This is a genomic window from Actinomycetospora sp. C-140, from assembly GCF_054796175.1.
Window position 1 is genome coordinate 16,095 of the sequence record NZ_JBTWNF010000032.1, and the last position, 17,154, is coordinate 33,248.

At 74.8% G+C, this 17,154-nt stretch carries 14 protein-coding genes and 1 tRNA gene; 4 read left to right on the forward strand and 11 right to left on the reverse strand.

Annotated features, from left to right (window positions below):
- The first annotated feature begins 29 nt into the window (after positions 1 to 29).
- On the forward strand, positions 30 to 461 hold the full coding sequence (locus ACR9E3_RS31950; RefSeq protein WP_460385071.1) for a DUF4262 domain-containing protein: 432 nt from the start codon (positions 30 to 32) through the stop codon (positions 459 to 461).
- On the opposite strand, the gene ACR9E3_RS31955 is transcribed toward ACR9E3_RS31950, so the two are convergent.
- The 4 genes from ACR9E3_RS31955 to ACR9E3_RS31970 form a co-directional block, all read right to left on the reverse strand.
- The gene (locus ACR9E3_RS31955) at positions 458 to 2,032 is read right to left on the reverse strand and encodes an FAD-dependent oxidoreductase (RefSeq protein WP_460385072.1); all 1,575 of its coding nucleotides are present in this window, start codon (positions 2,030 to 2,032) and stop codon (positions 458 to 460) included. The genes ACR9E3_RS31950 and ACR9E3_RS31955 overlap by 4 nt on opposite strands.
- Positions 2,033 to 2,046: 14 nt before the next feature.
- Complete coding sequence (locus ACR9E3_RS31960) at positions 2,047 to 2,970, reverse strand: AurF N-oxygenase family protein (RefSeq protein ID WP_460385074.1); 924 nt, start codon at positions 2,968 to 2,970, stop codon at positions 2,047 to 2,049.
- Between the two features lie 104 nt (positions 2,971 to 3,074).
- The gene (locus tag ACR9E3_RS31965) at positions 3,075 to 5,723 is read right to left on the reverse strand and encodes a helix-turn-helix transcriptional regulator (protein WP_460385075.1); all 2,649 of its coding nucleotides are present in this window, start codon (positions 5,721 to 5,723) and stop codon (positions 3,075 to 3,077) included.
- A 79-nt stretch (positions 5,724 to 5,802) separates the two neighbouring features.
- The gene (locus tag ACR9E3_RS31970) at positions 5,803 to 7,302 is read right to left on the reverse strand and encodes a mannitol dehydrogenase family protein (protein WP_460385076.1); all 1,500 of its coding nucleotides are present in this window, start codon (positions 7,300 to 7,302) and stop codon (positions 5,803 to 5,805) included.
- Between the two features lie 318 nt (positions 7,303 to 7,620).
- Between ACR9E3_RS31970 and ACR9E3_RS31975 the strand changes: the two genes are divergently transcribed.
- Positions 7,621 to 7,694, forward strand: a tRNA-Pro gene (locus ACR9E3_RS31975).
- Between the two features lie 158 nt (positions 7,695 to 7,852).
- On the opposite strand, the gene ACR9E3_RS31980 is transcribed toward ACR9E3_RS31975, so the two are convergent.
- From ACR9E3_RS31980 to ACR9E3_RS31995, 4 genes are all read right to left on the reverse strand, one after another.
- Positions 7,853 to 8,863, reverse strand: a complete 1,011-nt coding sequence (locus tag ACR9E3_RS31980) for a beta-ketoacyl-ACP synthase 3 (protein ID WP_460385078.1) — start codon at positions 8,861 to 8,863, stop codon at positions 7,853 to 7,855.
- A gap of 131 nt (positions 8,864 to 8,994) precedes the next feature.
- A complete protein-coding gene (locus ACR9E3_RS31985) occupies positions 8,995 to 10,245 on the reverse strand; it encodes an acyl-CoA dehydrogenase family protein (protein ID WP_460385079.1) in 1,251 nt (416 codons plus the stop codon).
- 2 nt (positions 10,246 to 10,247) lie between these two features.
- On the reverse strand, positions 10,248 to 10,961 hold the full coding sequence (locus ACR9E3_RS31990) for an SDR family NAD(P)-dependent oxidoreductase (protein WP_460385081.1): 714 nt from the start codon (positions 10,959 to 10,961) through the stop codon (positions 10,248 to 10,250).
- Positions 10,962 to 11,042: 81 nt separating this feature from the next.
- On the reverse strand, positions 11,043 to 12,047 hold the full coding sequence (locus ACR9E3_RS31995; RefSeq protein ID WP_460385082.1) for an AraC-like ligand-binding domain-containing protein: 1,005 nt from the start codon (positions 12,045 to 12,047) through the stop codon (positions 11,043 to 11,045).
- 173 nt (positions 12,048 to 12,220) lie between these two features.
- Between ACR9E3_RS31995 and ACR9E3_RS32000 the strand changes: the two genes are divergently transcribed.
- Entirely contained in the window at positions 12,221 to 14,869 is a 2,649-nt protein-coding gene (locus ACR9E3_RS32000) for an ATP-binding protein (RefSeq protein WP_460385083.1), read from the forward strand.
- A gap of 14 nt (positions 14,870 to 14,883) precedes the next feature.
- On the opposite strand, the gene ACR9E3_RS32005 is transcribed toward ACR9E3_RS32000, so the two are convergent.
- From ACR9E3_RS32005 to ACR9E3_RS32015, 3 genes are read right to left on the reverse strand one after another with little or no spacing between them, the layout of a single operon-like run.
- Complete coding sequence (locus ACR9E3_RS32005) at positions 14,884 to 15,300, reverse strand: arsenate reductase ArsC (protein ID WP_460385084.1); 417 nt, start codon at positions 15,298 to 15,300, stop codon at positions 14,884 to 14,886.
- A complete protein-coding gene (gene arsB, locus ACR9E3_RS32010) occupies positions 15,293 to 16,411 on the reverse strand; it encodes an ACR3 family arsenite efflux transporter (protein ID WP_460385086.1) in 1,119 nt (372 codons plus the stop codon). Before arsB ends, ACR9E3_RS32005 begins: the two co-directional genes overlap by 8 nt.
- Positions 16,408 to 16,827, reverse strand: coding sequence for an ArsR/SmtB family transcription factor (locus ACR9E3_RS32015; protein ID WP_460385087.1), 420 nt, complete (start codon positions 16,825 to 16,827; stop codon positions 16,408 to 16,410). The genes arsB and ACR9E3_RS32015 overlap by 4 nt, the downstream gene beginning before the upstream one ends.
- A 90-nt stretch (positions 16,828 to 16,917) precedes the next feature.
- Between ACR9E3_RS32015 and ACR9E3_RS32020 the strand changes: the two genes are divergently transcribed.
- The coding region (locus ACR9E3_RS32020) for a VOC family protein (RefSeq protein WP_460385088.1) at positions 16,918 to 17,154 on the forward strand (237 nt) is incomplete at its 3' end.

A 17,154-nucleotide genomic window follows, 5' to 3' on the forward strand; every position in this document is an offset into this window, starting at 1 on the left:
GATCGACCCGGAACGACTATCTGGCCCACATGGCCGGGCTCATGAGCGCCTACGGCTGGGCCGTGCAGTTCGTGGAGCGGTACCGCGACCGCCCCCCGTTCGCCTACACCCTCGGGCTGACGCCGCGCGGGCTCCCGGAGCTGGTCGTGACGGCGTCGGGGCCGGAGCAGTCCATGCGGCTGCTCAACGCCGAGGCGACACGAGTCCTGACCGAGGGCCCGCCGCGGCCGGGCGACCGCCGGGTCATGGGCGACGGGCGCGAGGCCGAGGTGGTGGCGCTGCCGCATCCGGACGCGCACCTGTTCGTCGCGGTCGACTTCTTCGGCGCCGACCTGCGAGCCCTCCAGCTCGTCCGCGCCGACGACCGCGGGCGGTGGCCGTGGGAGGTGGGGCACCGCGCCGGTCGCGGCGGACAGCCGGTCCTCGGGCCGCGCGCCGAGCCGTCCCGCGGCCCGGGCTAGCGTCCGGTCCCCGCCGGCACCAGGTCTCCGACGTCCCGGCCCGCGTCGGTACGCCCGCCGGCCACCGCCGATGTCGACCGTCCGCGGCGACGCCGGCGCCGCAGGAGCCGCGAGAGATGTCGTGGCGCGCGGGCCGGGGCCGGGAGGTCGCCCGCGAGGGCGTCGTCGAGCAGCGTGCCGACCGTCTCGGACGCGCACGTGCGGTTGGTCCCGATGCCGCCGGACGGGCCGCGCTTCGCCCAGCCGACGACGTACGCACCCGGCACGGCCGCGCCGGTCTCGGGGTCGACGACACGGCCGGCCGCGTGCGGCACCGTCGCGCTCGCCGGGTCGAAGGGCAGGCCCGGCAGGGGCGTCCCGCGGTGGCCGACGGCCCGGACGGCGAGGCCGGCCGCGATGTCCGTCGTGGCGGTCCGGACGGCCGTGACCCGGTCCTCGCCGAGGATCGCCGTGGGGGAGGAGCCGAAGCGCAGGACGATCCGTCGCCCGGGCTCGGGCGCCGCGGCGAGGTCCACCGGCCGGCGCGCCACCCCGGCGAGCAAGCCCGCGTGGCTGCCCGGCGCGGCACCGTCGATGGCCGAGCCCGTCTCCGGGCCGTCGTCGACCACCAGCTCGACGCCGTCGAGGCGGGTCAGCGCGCGCAGTTCGGGGCGGGTGTAGGCGGCGTGCTCGGGCCCGCGGCGTCCGAGCACCACGACCTCGCGCACCGCGCTGCGGCGCAAGCGCTCCAGAGCCGGTCCGGCGATGGTCGTGCCCGCGAGCGCGTCGGGGTCGGTGAGCAGGACCCGGGCGACGTCCAGCGCGACGTTCCCGTTGCCGATCACGACCGCCCGCTCCCCGGCGAGCTCCACCGCCGGGTCGAGCGCGTCGGGCGGCACATCGGGGTGGCCGTTGTACCAGCCGACGACGCGGGTGGCGGGCACGCTGCCGGGCAGGTCCTCGCCGGGCAGGTCGAGGCGGCGGTCGCCCGCCGCACCGGTCCCGTAGATGACCGCGTGGTGGTGCTCGGCGAGCTCGGCGTGGGTGAGGTCGCGGCCGACCTCGATGCCGAGGTGCAGACGCACCCGCGGGTGGGAGAACAGCGTGGCGAAGGTGTCGCCGACCTTCTTCGTCGACGGGTGGTCGGGCGCGACGCCGTAGCGCACCAGCCCGCCCGGCGTGGCCAGCCGGTCGATCATCGTGACCTCGGCCTCGGTGGACCGCAGGAGCTCCTGCGCCGCGTAGCAGGCCGCCGGGCCGGTGCCCACCACCGCGACGCGCAGCGGCCCGACGCCCGGCGCGGTGCGGGGGAAGTCCGGCGCACCCCAGGCGTGGTCGGCGGGGTGTTCCGCGAAGTACGCCGCGTTGATCTCGGCGTAGCCATCGTCGGCGAGCAGGTCCACCGGGCTGATCGCGTCGACCGGGCAGGCGTCGGCGCAGGCGCCGCAGTCGATGCACGTGCCCGGGTCGATGAAGAGCATCGACGTGGACGCGAAGCCCGGCTCGTCGGGCGTGGGGTGGATGCAGTTGACCGGGCAGACCGCCACGCAGGACGCGTCGGTGCAGCAGGTCTGGGTGATCGCGAAGGCCATGGCGGTTCCCCGGCTCAGAGCATGTGGACGCGCTGGTACATCGCGGAGGCGGGCCGCGTGAGGAGCCCGACCTGGCCGAGGAAGTCCATGAGGTGCGCGCAGCTCGAGCGGACCATCGCGTGGTGGTGCTCGTTGTGCCGCGCCTCGCGCACCGCGCGCTCCGGGTCGAGCCCCGCGGCCGCGTAGACGCTCTCGTTGACCATGTTGCCCACGATCACCTGGGCGCTCGCGGCGATGAGCCAGGCGGAGAGGTGGCGGCGGGTGCGGCCGGCGCCGGCCAGCCGCTCGCGCATCTCCTGGCGGGCGAACTTCATGTGCCGTGACTCCTCGACGACGTGGATGCGGCTGGTCTCGCGCACCAGCGGCAGCACGTCCTCGCCGCGCATCCAGTCGCGCTGCATGACGTCGAGGACCTCCTCGGCCACGAGGATGCCGCCGTAGGCGGACTCGGCCGAGGCGACGGTCTTGAAGAAGCGCCCGAGCTCGAGGGCGAGGCGCGGCGGGACCGACGGGTGGATGCCCATCGTCTCGCAGGCGCGGGCGAACATGATCGAGTGGCGGCACTCGTCGCCGATCTCGGTGAGCGCGAAACGGAATCCGGGGTCGGCCGGGTCGGCGGCGTACTGATCGCGCAGCACCATCTGCTGCAGGATCATCTCGAACCAGATCCCGGTGCTCATGATCGAGCACACCTCGTGGCGCGTGAGCCGGACGCGCTGCTCGTGCGACATCTCGTCCCACAGCGCGGTCCCGTAGAGGGTGCTCCACTCCGGGTTCAGTCCGTGCTGGTCCGGGTCGAGCGGCGCGTCCCAGTCGATCTCCGTCGCCGGGTCGTGGGAGCGCGCGGCCGCGGACTCGAGCAGGCGGCGGGCCGTGTCGTCGGGGCCGCCCGCGGCGTCGCGGCGGGTGCCGGGGCGGGCGTCGAGCAGCTCGGTCATCGGATGCCTCCGGATACGAGGTACAGCGTGTTCCTGTTACCGCTGTTCCTGTTACCGAAGGTATCCCGTTACCGGAGGTCATACACACATGGACATGACCGACGTCACGGCGCTGTCGCCCGGGCGGCGGCGACGACGGCGGCGGCCAGCGCCGCGCGATCCGGCAGCCCGAGTCGCGTGCAGGCGCGGTAGACGTGGCTCTCGACGGTGCGGACCGAGACGTGCAGGCGTGCCGCGATCTGGCGGTTGCTCATGCCCTCGGCGGCCAGGATCGCGACCTCGCGCTCGCGGCTGCTCACCGGCAACGGCGCCCGGGCCAGCTCGAGCGCCGGGGTGGACGCGCCCTCGCAGCGCTCCTCGGCCAGGGCGATCGCCCGGTCGGCGGCGGCGGTCGAGGCCGGGAGCCGCCCCCGGTCGCGGGCGGCGGCCGCGGCGTGCGCGGCGGCGTCCGCGGCGGCCAGGAGCAGGCCGGCGTCCTCGAAGTCGTCGGCGGCGCCGAGCAGGACGTCCGGATCCCGGGCGGCGAGACCGGCGGCGTGCCGGGCGGCGGCGCGGGCGCGCGGCGTGTCGAGGACGCGGGCGAGGTCGGCGAGGGGCTCGACCTGGTCGCCGTCGCCGCACCGGACCGCGGTGTGCCGGGCGACCATCTCCACCGCCCGCTGGCCCTGCCGGTGGGAGTCCGTCGCGAGTCGCCGCGCCGCCGCCACGGCCTCGTGCAGCGATCCGCGCGCGGCGGCGATCCAGGCCCGCGCGAGCTGCAGGTCGCCGTCCCCGGCACGGATCACGGGGTGGCGCGTCTGCTCGGCCGCGGTGACCGAGGCCGAGGCGCCGGCGGCGTCACCGGTCGCGGCACGGGCCTGCGCGATCATCGCGTGGAACCACGCCGTCCACCCGCCGCCGTGACCGGGGAACGCCGGCAGGATGCTGTCGAGCAGCCGCGCCGCGGTGACGACGCGCCCGGCCTCGAGGGCGAGGCGCCCCTGGTAGAGCGCCGACCACGTGGCCCCGTGCTGTCCGGGCAGGCTCTCGACCCAGTCGAGGCGGGGACGGGCGTCGTCGAGCACGCCGCGGAAGCCCGTGTCGAGGACGTCGCCGAACCCGAGGTTGCCCAGCATCGCCACGGTCTCGGGGGCCTGCCGGGCGGCCTCCATCCCGCGGGCGACGTGCTCGCGCACCGGGGTCCCGCCGGCGCCCCGGAAGGCGACCCCGTACGCCGCCGCCCACGACGCCCAGGTCGTCGCCTGCGATGAGGCCCCGGGACGCCCGAGGACCGCGGCCGCCGCCTCCAGGCCCGGGACGACGTCGCCGACACAGACCAGCAGGACCGCGCGCAGGGCCGTCGTCTCGGGGAACGGCGCCCCGTCCGCGTCGACGCCCTCGCGGTCGAGCAGCGCCCGCGCCTCGTCGGCGCGATCGAGGATGAACACGAGGAGGTGCACCCGTGCGAGCAGCGCGCGGGCCCGCTCGTGCGAGGAGCCCGCCTCGGGCAGGGCGGCCGCGAGGACGGCGTCTGCTTCCTCGGCGCGCATCATCCAGCCGAGCAGGAAGCCCAGCCCGAGACGGGCGTCGAACCCGCCGCCGGCCTCGACCGCCGCCCGCAGCAGGCGCTCGGCGAGCCCGAAGTCGGTCAGGTTCATCGCGTGCTCCGCGGCGAGGACGAGCAGCGTCGAGTCCGGCGGGCTGTCGCTGCCGAGATCGAGCACGGCGCGGCGCAGGTCGTCGCCGGCGCGGCGGCTCCCGACCGCGCGCAACGCGGCGGACAGCTCCCCGCGACGGCGCCGGGCCCGCGGCAGGCTCATCCGCGCGCGGGTCACCTCCCCGTAGAGGGGGTGCGCGAGGTGCACCTCCGCCCGCGCGCCGTCCTCGGCCGCGACGACGAGGCCGCGCTCGGCGAGGCGATCGACGGCGTCCTCGGAGACGAGCCCCGTCAGCACGCCGAGACCGAGGGGCTCGCCGAGGGCCACCAGCTCGAGCGCGTGGGCCTCGTCGTCGTCGAGCTTCCCCATCCGGGCGGCCAGCAGCGCCTCGAGCCCGGGCGGCAGGACGCTCGGGCCCTGCCATTCCCAGCGTCCGTCGACCGGGCGCAGCCGTCCCGCCGCGCGCTCGCCGTCGACGAGGTGGCGCAGCCAGAGGACGTTGCCGAGGGTCGCGTCGTGGAGGCGGCGTTGGGTCTGGGCGTCGACCCGCCCGCCGAGCGCGGTCCCGAGCAGGGTCGCCGCGGCCGCCGGCCCGAGCGGGTCGATCTCGATGCGCTCGGCGAGCCCGTCCTTCCAGATCGCCGTGATCGCCTCGGGGCACGGCTCGCCGGCCCGCACGGTCAGGACGAGCCGCGGCGCCCCGTCAACGGCCAGCTGGCCGACGAGCGTGGCCGACACGTCGTCGAGCAGGTGGGCGTCGTCGACCAGGAGCAACGAGTCCGGCCCGCCCGCGCGCAGCGCCGCGCCGACGCGGGCGAGCGCGGAGACGCCGGCCTCGGGGTCGGCGCCGGTGTCGACCGGCGCCGCCAGCCACGGCGCGAACGCTCCGAGAGGGATGTCGCGGGCGGACAGCGAGCCGGTGGCGACGTGTACCGCGCCGCCGGGGGACAGGCGTCCGACGAGCTCGCGCGCGAGACGGCTCTTGCCGACCCCGGCGGGTCCGGCCACCACGACGGCGCCGTCGCGGGCGAGGCCGTCCGACACCGCGCGGAGCTCCGCCTCGCGGCCGGTGAACGGCCAGGTCCCGTGCGGGGTGGGACGCGCGGTTCGGGGCACCGCCGGTCCTCCGGATACGGGCGTCAAGGAGTCCGGAAGTCTGCCCCAATGAGCCCGAACGTGTGAAGCGGCTGTGTGCTCAATGGGGCAATCGTGCCTCGACGTCCGTCACCACGGCCCGCGAGCCCAGGGTGTGGAGGGCGTCGAGGTGGGCCCGGTAGGCCGTCGTGAACCGCTCGTCGTCGATCAGGTCGCCGAAGAGGTCGCGGTCGGCGAGGAACGCCAGCGGCTCGTCGGGGTAGCGGCGCGCGGCGGCGATGCGGTCCTCGGCGCGGCCGGTGTCGACGACCTCGATCGGCTCGCCCTGCTCGTCAGCGCCCTCCGCGTAGCGGGCCCAGGAGGCGACGACCAGCGCCGAGCGCTCGATCTCGCCGCCGTTCTCGAGGTTGATCCGGATGACCGGCACGAGCCAGGTCGGGATGCGGTCGGAGCTCTCGGCAGCGAGGCGCGCGAGCGTGTCCCGGATCTCCGGGTTGGCGAAGCGCTCGATCAGCGTGGCCTTGTAGTCGTCGAGGTCGACCCCCGGGACCGGCTGGAGGGTCGGCGTGCCCTCGCGGTCCATGTAGGCGCGGGTGAACCCGGCGAACAGCGGGTCGCCGGCGACCTCGTGGGCGTAGCGGTAGCCGGCGAGGTAGCCGAGGTAGGCGATCGCCTGGTGGCTCGCGTTGAGCAGGCGCAGCTTCATCAGCTCGTAGGGCTCGACGTCGGCGACGACCTGGACGCCGACGTCCTCGAACGCGGGCCGCCCGGCGACGAACTTGTCCTCGAGCACCCACTGCGTGAACGGCTCGCACACCACCGGCCAGGCGTCGTGTATCCCGGTGGAGCTCGCCAACTCCTCGCGGTCGTCGTCGGTGGTGCGCGGCGTGATCCGGTCGACCATCGAGTTGGGGAACGGGACCTGCGCCTCGATCCAGTCCGCGAGCTCCGGGTCCCGCCGGCGGGCGTACGCGGTGATCATCGCGTGGGCGACGTGCCCGTTGCCCTGGATGTTGTCGCACGACATGACCGTGAACGGGCCTGTGCCGTCGTCGCGTCGCCGGCGCAGCGCCTCGACGATGTAGCCGAAGGTGGTCTGCGGCGCCGCGCCCTCGGCGGCCGCGATGTCGGCCTGGATGGCGGGGTCGCGGTCGTCGAACTCCCCGGTGCTCGCGTTCTTGTGGTAGCCGCCCTCGGTGACGGTGAGGCTGACGATCCGGGTGGCCGGGTCGGTCATGCGCTCGAGGACGGCCTCCGGGTCGTCGGGGGCGTAGAGGTAGTCGACGATCGAGCCGATGATCCGCGGCTCGCGGCGGCCGTCCGCGTGCTTGAGCACGAGGGTGTAGAGGTCGTCCTGGGCCTCGGTGACCTCGGCCATCCTCTTGTCCGCCTCGAGCACCCCCACACCGCAGATGCCCCAGTCCAGGGCCTTGCCCTGCTGCATGAGCTCGTCGAGGTACATCGCCTGGTGTGCCCGGTGGAACCCGCCGACCCCGAAGTGGACGATGCCCACCGAGATCGCACCGCGGTCGTAGGTCGGGCCGGGGACCCCCGCGGGGAGATCGGCCAGGGTCGCCGCCGTCAGCGTCGTCGCAGCCACCCGCCCACTATGGCGTGCACCACCGGATCTGTGCAGGAGGGTCGGCGGACAAGATCGTGCGAGGTGCTCCTCGGGGGAGACGCGACCGACCGGACGGAGCACCAGCAGCGATCTTGCGGGGGAGCTGGCTCCGCCCTCGGGGATGCACGTGTGCTGGAGATCAACGGCGCATCACGCACCTCCGGAGGCCGTCTGGGGTGCGCAGCGCGCTGGTGATCTCTCCCGGACGAGCGTGTCGGCGCTGCCGACGTCCCCGGGCTCGGGCGCGGCGATCGCGTCGGGTACCGTGGCGTCCGTCGCGAGCACGAGGCGACGGTGCGGGACGTGGCGCAGCTTGGTAGCGCACTTGACTGGGGGTCAAGGGGTCGCAGGTTCAAATCCTGTCGTCCCGACGCACACGACGAACCCCTCCGACCAGGGCATCCGCCCAGGTCAGAGGGTTCTTGTCTGTCCGCTCCCGATCATCGAGTAGATCTTGATCCCGGGACGACGACGAGCCGGCCCGGGATAACCGGAGAGCCGTCTCGCCGAGGTGCGACCGCGGCGGGCGTCAGCAGCCCACACCCGGCAGGACGACGACCTGGGCGGCGTAGGTCAGACCGGCGCCGAAGCCCGCCAGCAGGGCGAGGTCGCCGGGCCGGGCGGTGCCGTCGGTCAGCAGCGCGTGCATGGCCAGGGGAACCGAGGCCGCGGAGGTGTTGCCGGTGGTGACGACGTCGCGCGCCACGACGGTGCCCTCGGGCAGCGCCAGGGCGCGGACGAGGGCGTCGGTGATCCGGTTGTTGGCCTGGTGGGGGACGAAGGCGTCGAGGTCGGCGACACGGACGCCGGCGGCGGCGAGCGCCTTCTCGGCGAGCGGGGCGATGTGGGTGCTGGCCCACCGGAACACCGCGGGGCCCTGCATGCGCAGGCCGGGGACCTGCTCGTCGCTCTCCGACCCGCCCGGGCCGTGGACGATGAGGTCGGCGTTGGCGCCGTCGCTGCCCCAGGCGACCGGCCCGACGCCCGGGGTCGCGGAGGGGCCGACGACGACCGCGCCGGCGCCGTCGCCGAAGAGGAACGCGGTGCCGCGGTCGGTGGGGTCGAGCAGGTCGCTCATGCGCTCGACGCCGACGAGGAGCACGTGCCGCGCGGTGCCGCCGCGCACGAGCGAGGCGGCGAGCTCGAGGCCGTAGCAGAACCCCGAGCACGCCGCGCCGAGATCCATCGCCGGCGCGGTCACGCCGAGGAGGGCGGCGACGCGGGTCGAGACCTGCGGGCAGACGGTGTCGGGGGACATGGTCGCGACCAGCACCGCGTCGATCTGGCCCGCGGCCAGGCCGGCGGCGGCCAGGGCGTCGCCGGCCGCCTGAGCGGCCATCACCATGACGGTCTCGTCGGGGGCGGCGAACCGCCGGCTGGTGATGCCCGAGCGCGCCAGGACCCAGCCCGGGTCGGTGCCCTCGATCCGTGCGCAGACCTCGTCGTTGGTGACCGTGCGTCGGGGTCGGTAGGCCCCCAGCCCGAGCAACCGCGCCTCGCGCGCCTCGACGGTCCGGGCGGTGATCGGGGCAGCTGGCACGTGGACCTCCACGAGGGGCGGGGCACGCCAGGGAGCGACGCTCCCTCCACGGTGCCGCCCCTCGTCGGTTACTCGGAAGTCCTACTAATCGGTACCGGGATGGTGCTGCTCACACCGCGACGGTGGTCGTGTCAGTCGTCGACGGTGCTCCACGGGTCATAGGCGGGGTCGGCGAGGAGGGCGTGCAGCCGGCGCCGGCGGAAGCCGTTGTTGCCGCCGCTGAACAGCGGGTAGGCGAGCGCGTCCTGGATGAGCCCGGCGAGCGGCAGGTGGTGACCGTAGGAGTCGACGCCGACGACCCGCATCAGCTCGACCAGCGTCTGCACGACGGCCTCCGACCCGAACACCTTGGCGTGCACGGACAGCTCCTCGGCACCGGGCGAGCCGCTGTCCACCGCCGCGCACGCCGCGCGGGTGAGGCCGCGGACGGCCTCGATGCGGGTCTTCACGTCGGCGAGCTGGAAGCCGACGCCCTGGTGCTCGACCACCGGGACGAGCCCGCCCCGCCGGTCGGTCCGCGCGAAGCGCAGGGCGACGTCGAAGGCGGCGCGCATGACGCCGGCCGCGCACGCCCCGACCAGCGCGCCGCCGAACGAGGCGGTGACGATGCCGAGCCCGTCGCCGACCTCGCCGAGGAGGTTCTCGTCCGGCACGGACACGTCGGTGAGCGTGAAGCGGGGGAGGAGATGGGCGCGGTGGCCGAGGGGCTCGAGAACCTTGGTGATCGTCAGGCCTTCGATCGGGCCGGGCACGAGGAGCACCGCCGTCGAGCGCCGCGGGTCGGGGTCGTCCCCGGTGCGGCACACCACGGTCATGAGGTCCGGTCCGACGCCGTCCCAGCCGGTCCCGTGCGAGACCCACTGCTTGGTCCCGTCGATCGTCCAGCCACCGCCGTCGCGTCGCGCGGTGGTCCGCAGCCCCACGTCCACCCCGGTGCCGGGGTCCGGCTGGTCGAGGTTGGCGGTGCCACCGGGCTCGGAGAGGGCCAGCGAGGCGAGCGGGGTCCCCGTCGTCGCCAGGAACGGGGCGAGGAACCGGTGGTGCTGGGCCGGGGTGCCGGCGCGCAGCAGGGGGTTCAGCCCGAGCCCGGTCGCGAACAGGTGCAGGGCGACGCTCGGGTCGCCGGCGGCCAGTTCCTCGGCCATCGCCGCCGTGGTCGTCGCCCCGGTCCCGTCCTCGCCGAGCGCCTGCGGGACGAGCCGGCGCAGGAAGCCGGCCTCGACCATCTGCCGGTAGAAGGGGCGGGTGGCGCGGTAGCGCTCGGTCGGGGTGGGCAGCGGATCGGTGACCTCGCGGACGTGGGCGAGGACGTCGCCGGCGAACGCGCGGGCCTGCGCCCGCAGGGCCGTCCGATCGGTGGGGAGGACGTCGGTGACCGCCATGATCAGTGGCCCGCGCACTGGCCGCCGTCGACGTGCAGGGTCTCGCCCGTCACGAAGGCCGCGGTCTCGAGGTAGAGGACGGCGTGCACGATCTCGTCGATCTCGCCCATGCGCCCCACCGGGTGGAGGCCGGCGTAGGCGTCGTGGGCCTCGACGGGGTGCATCGGGGTCTTGATGATCCCCGGCGAGACCGCGTTCACCCGCACCCCCGAGCCCGCGCACTCCACGGCCAGGGACCGGGTCGCCGCGTCCAGCCCGCCCTTGGTCAGGGACGCGAGGACCGACGGGACGGCACTGAGCGGGTGGTCGACGAGCGAGGTCGTGATGGTGACGACGTGCCCGCCGCCCTGCTCGAGCATCGTGGCGACGGCTCGCCGGGTGATGCCGAAGAACCCGGCGAGGTTGAGGCCGACCATCGCCGCGAAGTCGTCGTCGGTGTAGGCGGTGAAGGGCTTGGCGAGGAACATCCCGGCGTTGTTGACCAACGTGTCGATCCGCCCGAAGCGCTCCAGGGCGGCCTCGACCACGCGGCCGGCGGTCGGCGGGTCGGCGAGGTCGCCCGGGACGGTGTGCACCTGCGGGTCGTCGGACGGGGTGATGGTGCGCGAGGTGGCGACGACGGCGTAGCCGTGCTTGCGGTACCCCTCGACGACGCCGGCGCCGATGCCCCGTGACGCGCCGGTGACGACGGCGACCTTGGGCAGTGTCGTGGTCATGCGGGTTCCCCTCTGCGAGAAGGCGTGCGGCAACGGGACCGCGCACCGTGCGCGGTCCGGGAACGGTGATCGGGTCGGGCGCTACTGCGCCGGGGCCCGGGGGCCGCCGCGCTCCCAGCGGCCCGAGCGGCGGATGTCGGCCGCCGTCATGCCGAACTCGGCCTTGAGCGCCCGGCTCAGGTGCCCGGTGTCGGTCATGCCCCACCGCGCCGCGACGGCCGAGGCGGCGCGCCCGTGGAGCGACTCGTCGACCAGGTCGCGACAGATCCGCTCGAGGCGTTGCCGGCGGATCCAGGCCGAGAGCGTGCTGCCGGTCGGGGCGAGCACCTTGTGGAGGTAGCGCACCGACACGCCGTGGGCCCGGGCGACCGACTCCACGGTGAGGTCGGGGTCCGACAGCCGGGCCAGGCAGTGGGCGAGCACCCGGTCCGCGAGATCGTCGCCCGCGCCCTGCGGGGCGATGTCGACCAGCTCGGCGATCACGAGCGAGACGATCGCGTCCGCGAGGTACTCCTTGCTGCGGTTGGCCGCGCCGAGGGTGCAGCCCTCGATCTTGGTGGCGAGCGACTCGAACAGGGCCCCGACCACGTCACGCGGTCCGGAGCCGGTGTCGACGGCGACGGCTGTGCGCCCGGCGAGCGCGTCGGCGTGGGAGCCCAGCGCGGCGACGGGGACCGTGACGACGACGGCCTCGTACGGCTCCCAGAACGTGACCTCGTACGGCCGCGACGTCACGTAGTTGACGAGGTCGCCGGGGCCGAGCAGGCAGTGCCGCCCGTCCTGGGCGACCCCGGCCCGTCCGTGGCGGTGCAGGGCCACGGTCAGGAAGGCGGGATCGGTCGGGGCGATGAGGGCCGCGTCCCGGGTGAGGACGCACGGACTCCCGCTCACCACGGAGACCCGCACCTCGCCGGCGACAGCGCTGCGCAGCGAGCTGTGGAACGTCCCGTCGACGAGGGGTCGGACGCGGACCGGGGCGAGCGCAGGGGCCAGCAGCGCGGCGAAGCGATCGCCGTCGCCGGCCTCCGCGACGGCCACCAGGTGGCGTTCCGCCGACGCGGAGCGCGGCGGAGTCGGAGTGGTCATCCGCCACCTCCCGGTCCTGCGGTGCGGTCCTGCGGACCGCTCCCGGACGCGACTCTAGGAGGGCTCACGCACCCCGGGCCGCCACCGAGCGCACCGGCAGACGCCAGATCGTGCACCTCATGGTGTCCACTGGTCCGATCGGGACGTTCCGCCGGCACCGGTGATCACGTAACGTGACCGCTGTGCACCTGCTGGAGCGCGACGACCAGCTCCGGTGTCTGCGCCGGGCCTGGGACGACGCGCTCGGTGGATCGGGGTCGACCGTCCTCCTGGCCGGCGAGTCCGGCGTCGGCAAGACCCGGCTCGCCCGGGTGTTCGTCGACGGCGCGGACGACGACCAGGTGCTGTGGGGCGTCTGCGACCCGCTGGGCGTCCCGCGCCCGCTCGGCCCCTTGCACGACGTCGCGGCCGACCTCGGCGACCCCGTCGCCCGTTCGTTGGCGACCGCCGCCCCGCTCCACGCGATCTGCGACGAGCTCCTGCGCCTCCTGCGGGAACGGTCGGTGTTGCTCGTCGTCGACGACCTGCAGTGGGCCGACGAGGCCACGGTCGACCTGCTGCGCTTCCTGCTGCGCCGGCTGCCGGGGACGCGGTCGCTGGTGCTGGCCACGTACCGCGACGACGAGCTCGACCACCAGCACGCCCTGCGCGGCCTGCTCGGCGACGTGGCCCGCTCGCCCGCGGCCACCCGGCTCGACCTCGCGCCGTTGAGCCTCGAGGCGGTCACGACGATGGTCGGGGCCCGCGACATCGACCCGACCGGCCTGCACCGGCTCACCCGCGGGAACTCCTTCTTCGTCACCGAGATCGTCACCCAGGGCGGGGAGGTCCTGCCTCCCACGGTGCGTGACGCCGTCCTCGCCCGTGCCGCCGGCCTCGATGCCGTCGCGCGCGACCTGGCCGAGCTGGTCGCCTGCGCCCCCACCGGGATCCCGGACGGGCTGCTGCCGGCGCTCGGGGTCGGGAGCGGATCCCTGCGCACGCTCGACGCCGCCGGGCTCGTCGCCCGCGACCGACGGCGCATCACCTACCGGCACGACATCTGCCGGCTCGCGATCGCCGACGCCATCCCTCCCGGCGGTGACGCGACCCTGCACCGGCGGTTGCTGGCGGCGTTCGAGACGCAGCCCGACCCGGACCCCGCGGTGCTGGTGCACCACGCCCTGGCCGCCGGCGACGAGGAGCGGGTGTCGTCCTACGCCGCGAGCGCCGCGCGCGTCGCGGCGGGGTCGGGAGCCCACAGCGAGGCCGTCCGGTTCTTCCGGACCGCCCTCGACGCGGCCCCCGACGGTGCTCTCGACGTCCGTGCCGAGCTGGCCGAGCTGCTCACCGTCGAGCTGTACCTCACCGACCGGCTCGACGAGGCGATCGCCGCCGGCCGGCAGGCCGTCTCGCTGCGCCGGACCGAGGGCGATTCCCGCGGTGTCAGCGCCGGCCATCGGCTGCTGGCCGTGCTCGAGTGGTATCTCGGCCACCGGCGCCACGCCGAGGAGTACGCGGCCGCCGCCGTGGACGTGCTGACCGCCGGGTCGCAGGGGGACGCGGCGCTCGGGCACGCCCACTCCATCCAGGCGTTCCTGGCCATGCAGGCGAGCGACCTCGTGGGCGCCCGGGAGCGATGCGCCCGGGCGCGGGAGGTCACCGACGTCGCCCGGGACCGCGCGCTCGAGGTCCGGCTCGGTGTCATCGAGTCCGTGGTCGCGATGATGGCGGGGGAGGACGGGGCCCGCGACCGGCTACTCGCCGTTCTCGCGAACGCCCGCGAGCGGTTCGACGAGGAGGCCCGCTCCACCGTCGCGAGCAGCCTCGTCGAGATCGACGTCGAGCAGCGTCGGCTCGACGACGCGGCGGAGGTCCTCGAGCACAGCCTCCCGCTGACCGCGGAGCGGGACGTCCGGATCGCCCACGGCCTGCAGCTCGGCGCCCGGGCTCGGCTGCACCTGCTGCGCGGTGCCTGGGACGACGCGCGCCAAGACGCGTCGACGGTGCTCTCCGGGAGCCGGTCGGCGGTGACCCACACCTGGCCGTGCCTGGTCCGCGGGCTGGTGGAACTGCGCTCCGGCGGGGTCGGCGGCGGCGACCTCCTCGACCGGGCCTGGGAGCTGGCGCAGGGCTACGGCGAGCCGCTCCGGCTGCTGCCCGCCGCCGCCGCGCTGGCCGAGCGGTGCTGGACGACCGGGACGGCCGACTCCCGCCTCGACAACGCGGCCGCCCTCCTCCCGGCCGCGGCCCTGCCGGGCACCGAGTGGTCGGCGGGCGACCTCGCGGTGTGGCTCGTGCGTCTCGGCCGCGAGGTCGATACCACGCACCTGCGCGTCGCCCGGCCCCATCGCCTGCTGCTCGACGGGCGGCCCTCGGCGTCCGCGGCGTGCTGGGAGACGCTGGGGTGCCCGTACGAGCGGGCGCTGGCGATGGCCGACTCCGGCGAGCGCACGGAGACGTTCGCGGCGCTGGAGATCCTCGACCGGCTCGGCGCCGACGCCGCGGCCGCGAGGGTGCGGCGCGACCTGCGCCGGCGCGGCGTCACCGGCGTCCCCCTCCGGCCCCGGACGAGCACCCGGGCCAACCCGGGTGGCCTGACCTCCCGGCAGGTCGACGTGGTGTGCCTCCTCGCCGACGGTCTGACCAACGCCGAGATCGCCGCGCGGCTGGTGATCTCGGAGAAGACCGCCGACCACCACGTCTCGGCGATCCTGACCAAGCTGGACGTCCGCACCCGTCGGGAGGCCGCCGCGATGGCCCGGACCCTGGGCGTCACCCCGGAGCGTCGCCGCGTCTCCCGCGACGGAGCCGGGTCGGATCCCGTCCCCCCGCGGCCGTAGGCACCGTCCGTCGGTCAGCCGGTGCTCGTGGTGGGAACGAGCTCGGCGAGCAGGGTCCGCACGCGCTCGTCGATCTCGTCGCGGATCGGGCGGACCGCGTCGACCCTCTGGCCGGCGGGGTCGGGGAGCTCCCAGTCGAGGTAGCGCTTGCCGGGGACGACGGGGCAGGCGTCGCCGCAGCCCATGGTGATGACGACGTCGGCGGCGTCGACGTCGTCGGTGGTGAGCTTGGTGGGGACCTCGTGGGAGAGGTCGATGCCGAGCTCGTCCATGACCTGCCGGACGGCGGGGTCGACCTCGTCGGCGGGGGCGGAGCCGGCGGAGCGGACCGTGACCTTTCCGGCGGCGTGGTGGGCGAGCAGCGCGGCGGCCATCTGCGAGCGGCCGGCGTTGTGCACGCAGACGAACAGGACCTCGGGCACGTCAGGCACGGTGGGGTTCCTCGAGCGCGGGATCGGTGGTGGAAAACAGTCGGCGTCGCAGCCGGAGGGAGACGTAGACCAGGGCGACCAGGACGGGGACCTCGATCAGGGGGCCGACGACCCCGGCGAGGGCTTGGCCGCTGGTGGCGCCCCAGGTGGCGATGGCGACGGCGATGGCGAGTTCGAAGTTGTTCCCCGCGGCGGTGAACGCCAGCGTGGTGGTGCGCTCGTAGCCGAGGCCGACCGCGCGGCCCAGGGCGTAGGAACCGGCCCACATCACCGCGAAATAGATCAGCAGCGGCAGCGCGATCCGGACGACGTCGAGGGGCTGGCTGGTGATGGCGTCGCCCTGCAGGGCGAAGAGGATGACGATGGTGAACAGCAGCCCGTAGAGCGCGAACGGCCCGAGGCGGGGCAGGAGCTTGGCCTCGTACCAGTCGCGACCGCGGGCGCGTTCGCCGAGGCGGCGGGTGAGGTAGCCAGCGAGCAGCGGGATGCCCAGGAAGATCAGCACTGAGCGGACGATGGCCCAGGCCGAGACGTCGAGTCCGGTGGTAGGGAGGCCGAGCCAGCCGGGCAGGACCGCGAGGTAGAACCACCCGAGGGCGCCGAAGGCGATCACCTGGAACGCCGAGTTGAGCGCGACGAGCACGGCGGCAGCTTCGCGGTCGCCGCAGGCGAGGTCGTTCCAGATGATGACCATGGCGATGCAGCGGACGAGCCCGACGACGATCAGCCCGGTGCGGTACTCGGGTAGGTCGGGGAGCAGCAGCCACGCCAGGGCGAACATCAGCGCCGGCCCGATCAGCCAGTTCAGCACCAACGACGACACGAGGAGTCGGCGGTCGCCGGTGACGGTGTCGAGGCGGTCGTAGCGGACCTTGGCCAGCACCGGGTACATCATCACGAGCAGGCCGAGCGCGATCGGCAGCGAGACGCCGTCGACGGCGACCGCGCCGAGGGCCTGGCCGAGGCCGGGGATCCACCGGCCGGCCAGGAGCCCCGCGGTCATCGCGGCGAGAATCCAGACCGGCAGGAACCGGTCGAGGGTGGAGAGCCCGGCGACGACGCCGGCCCCGGTGGGGTCGGTCGCGGTATCGGTGGCGTCGGGAGCGCTCACGCGTCCACCACCGGCAGGGCCTCGCGGCCGGCGGGCATGGCGGCGGGGCTGTCGGGGGCGGCGGGCACGAGCACCGCGGAGACCCGGGCGAGCAGGTCGGGGCGCACGCGGTAGTACACCCAGGTGCCGCGGCGCTCGCCGGTGATCAGCCCGGCCTCGCGCAGCACCTTGAGGTGGTGCGAGATGGTCGGGCCGGACAGGTCGAACACGTCGGTCACGTCGCACACGCAGGCCTCGCCGCCGGCGTGCGAGGCGATCAGTGAGAGCAGCCGCAGCCGCACGGGGTCGCCCATCGCCTTGAACACCCGCGCCAGCTCGACCGACTGCCCTGCGGTCAGCGGCTCGCGGACCAGCGGCTCGCAGCACCCGACGACCCCAGCGGGCCGGGCCTGCCCGCCCTCTTCTTGCTTCGACATACATCTACCTTGACATCGGTCGAAGCAAGAGGCAACCTCTGGTTCGACGGTCGTCGAAACAGACGTCCATCGAGTTCGAGGAGGACCACCATGTCCCGAGTGCAGCTCGCCCTGAGGGTCTCCGACCTGGAGGGCTCGATCCGCTTCTACAGCCGGCTCTTCGGCATCGAGCCGGCCAAGCGCCGCCCCGGGTACGCCAACTTCGCGGTCGCCGAGCCGCCGCTGAAGCTGGTGCTGCTCGAAGGCGAGGCCGACCGCCCGACCGTCATGGACCACCTCGGGGTCGAGGTCGGGACCACCGCCGAGGTCGACGACGCCACCGCGCGC

What these genes read in the sequence shown, in the direction of transcription:
- ACR9E3_RS31985 (WP_460385079.1), bottom strand. Translation starts at nt 10,245, where the DNA reads ATGGCGGTCACCGACGTCCTCCCCACCGATCGGACGGCCCTGCGGGCG.
- ACR9E3_RS31995 (WP_460385082.1), bottom strand. Translation starts at nt 12,047, where the DNA reads ATGACCACTCCGACTCCGCCGCGCTCCGCGTCGGCGGAACGCCACCTG.
- ACR9E3_RS32015 (WP_460385087.1), bottom strand. Translation starts at nt 16,827, where the DNA reads ATGTCGAAGCAAGAAGAGGGCGGGCAGGCCCGGCCCGCTGGGGTCGTC.
- ACR9E3_RS31950 (WP_460385071.1), top strand. Translation starts at nt 30, where the DNA reads ATGGCCGGGCTCATGAGCGCCTACGGCTGGGCCGTGCAGTTCGTGGAG.
- ACR9E3_RS31955 (WP_460385072.1), bottom strand. Translation starts at nt 2,032, where the DNA reads ATGGCCTTCGCGATCACCCAGACCTGCTGCACCGACGCGTCCTGCGTG.
- ACR9E3_RS31960 (WP_460385074.1), bottom strand. Translation starts at nt 2,970, where the DNA reads ATGACCGAGCTGCTCGACGCCCGCCCCGGCACCCGCCGCGACGCCGCG.
- ACR9E3_RS31990 (WP_460385081.1), bottom strand. Translation starts at nt 10,961, where the DNA reads ATGACCACGACACTGCCCAAGGTCGCCGTCGTCACCGGCGCGTCACGG.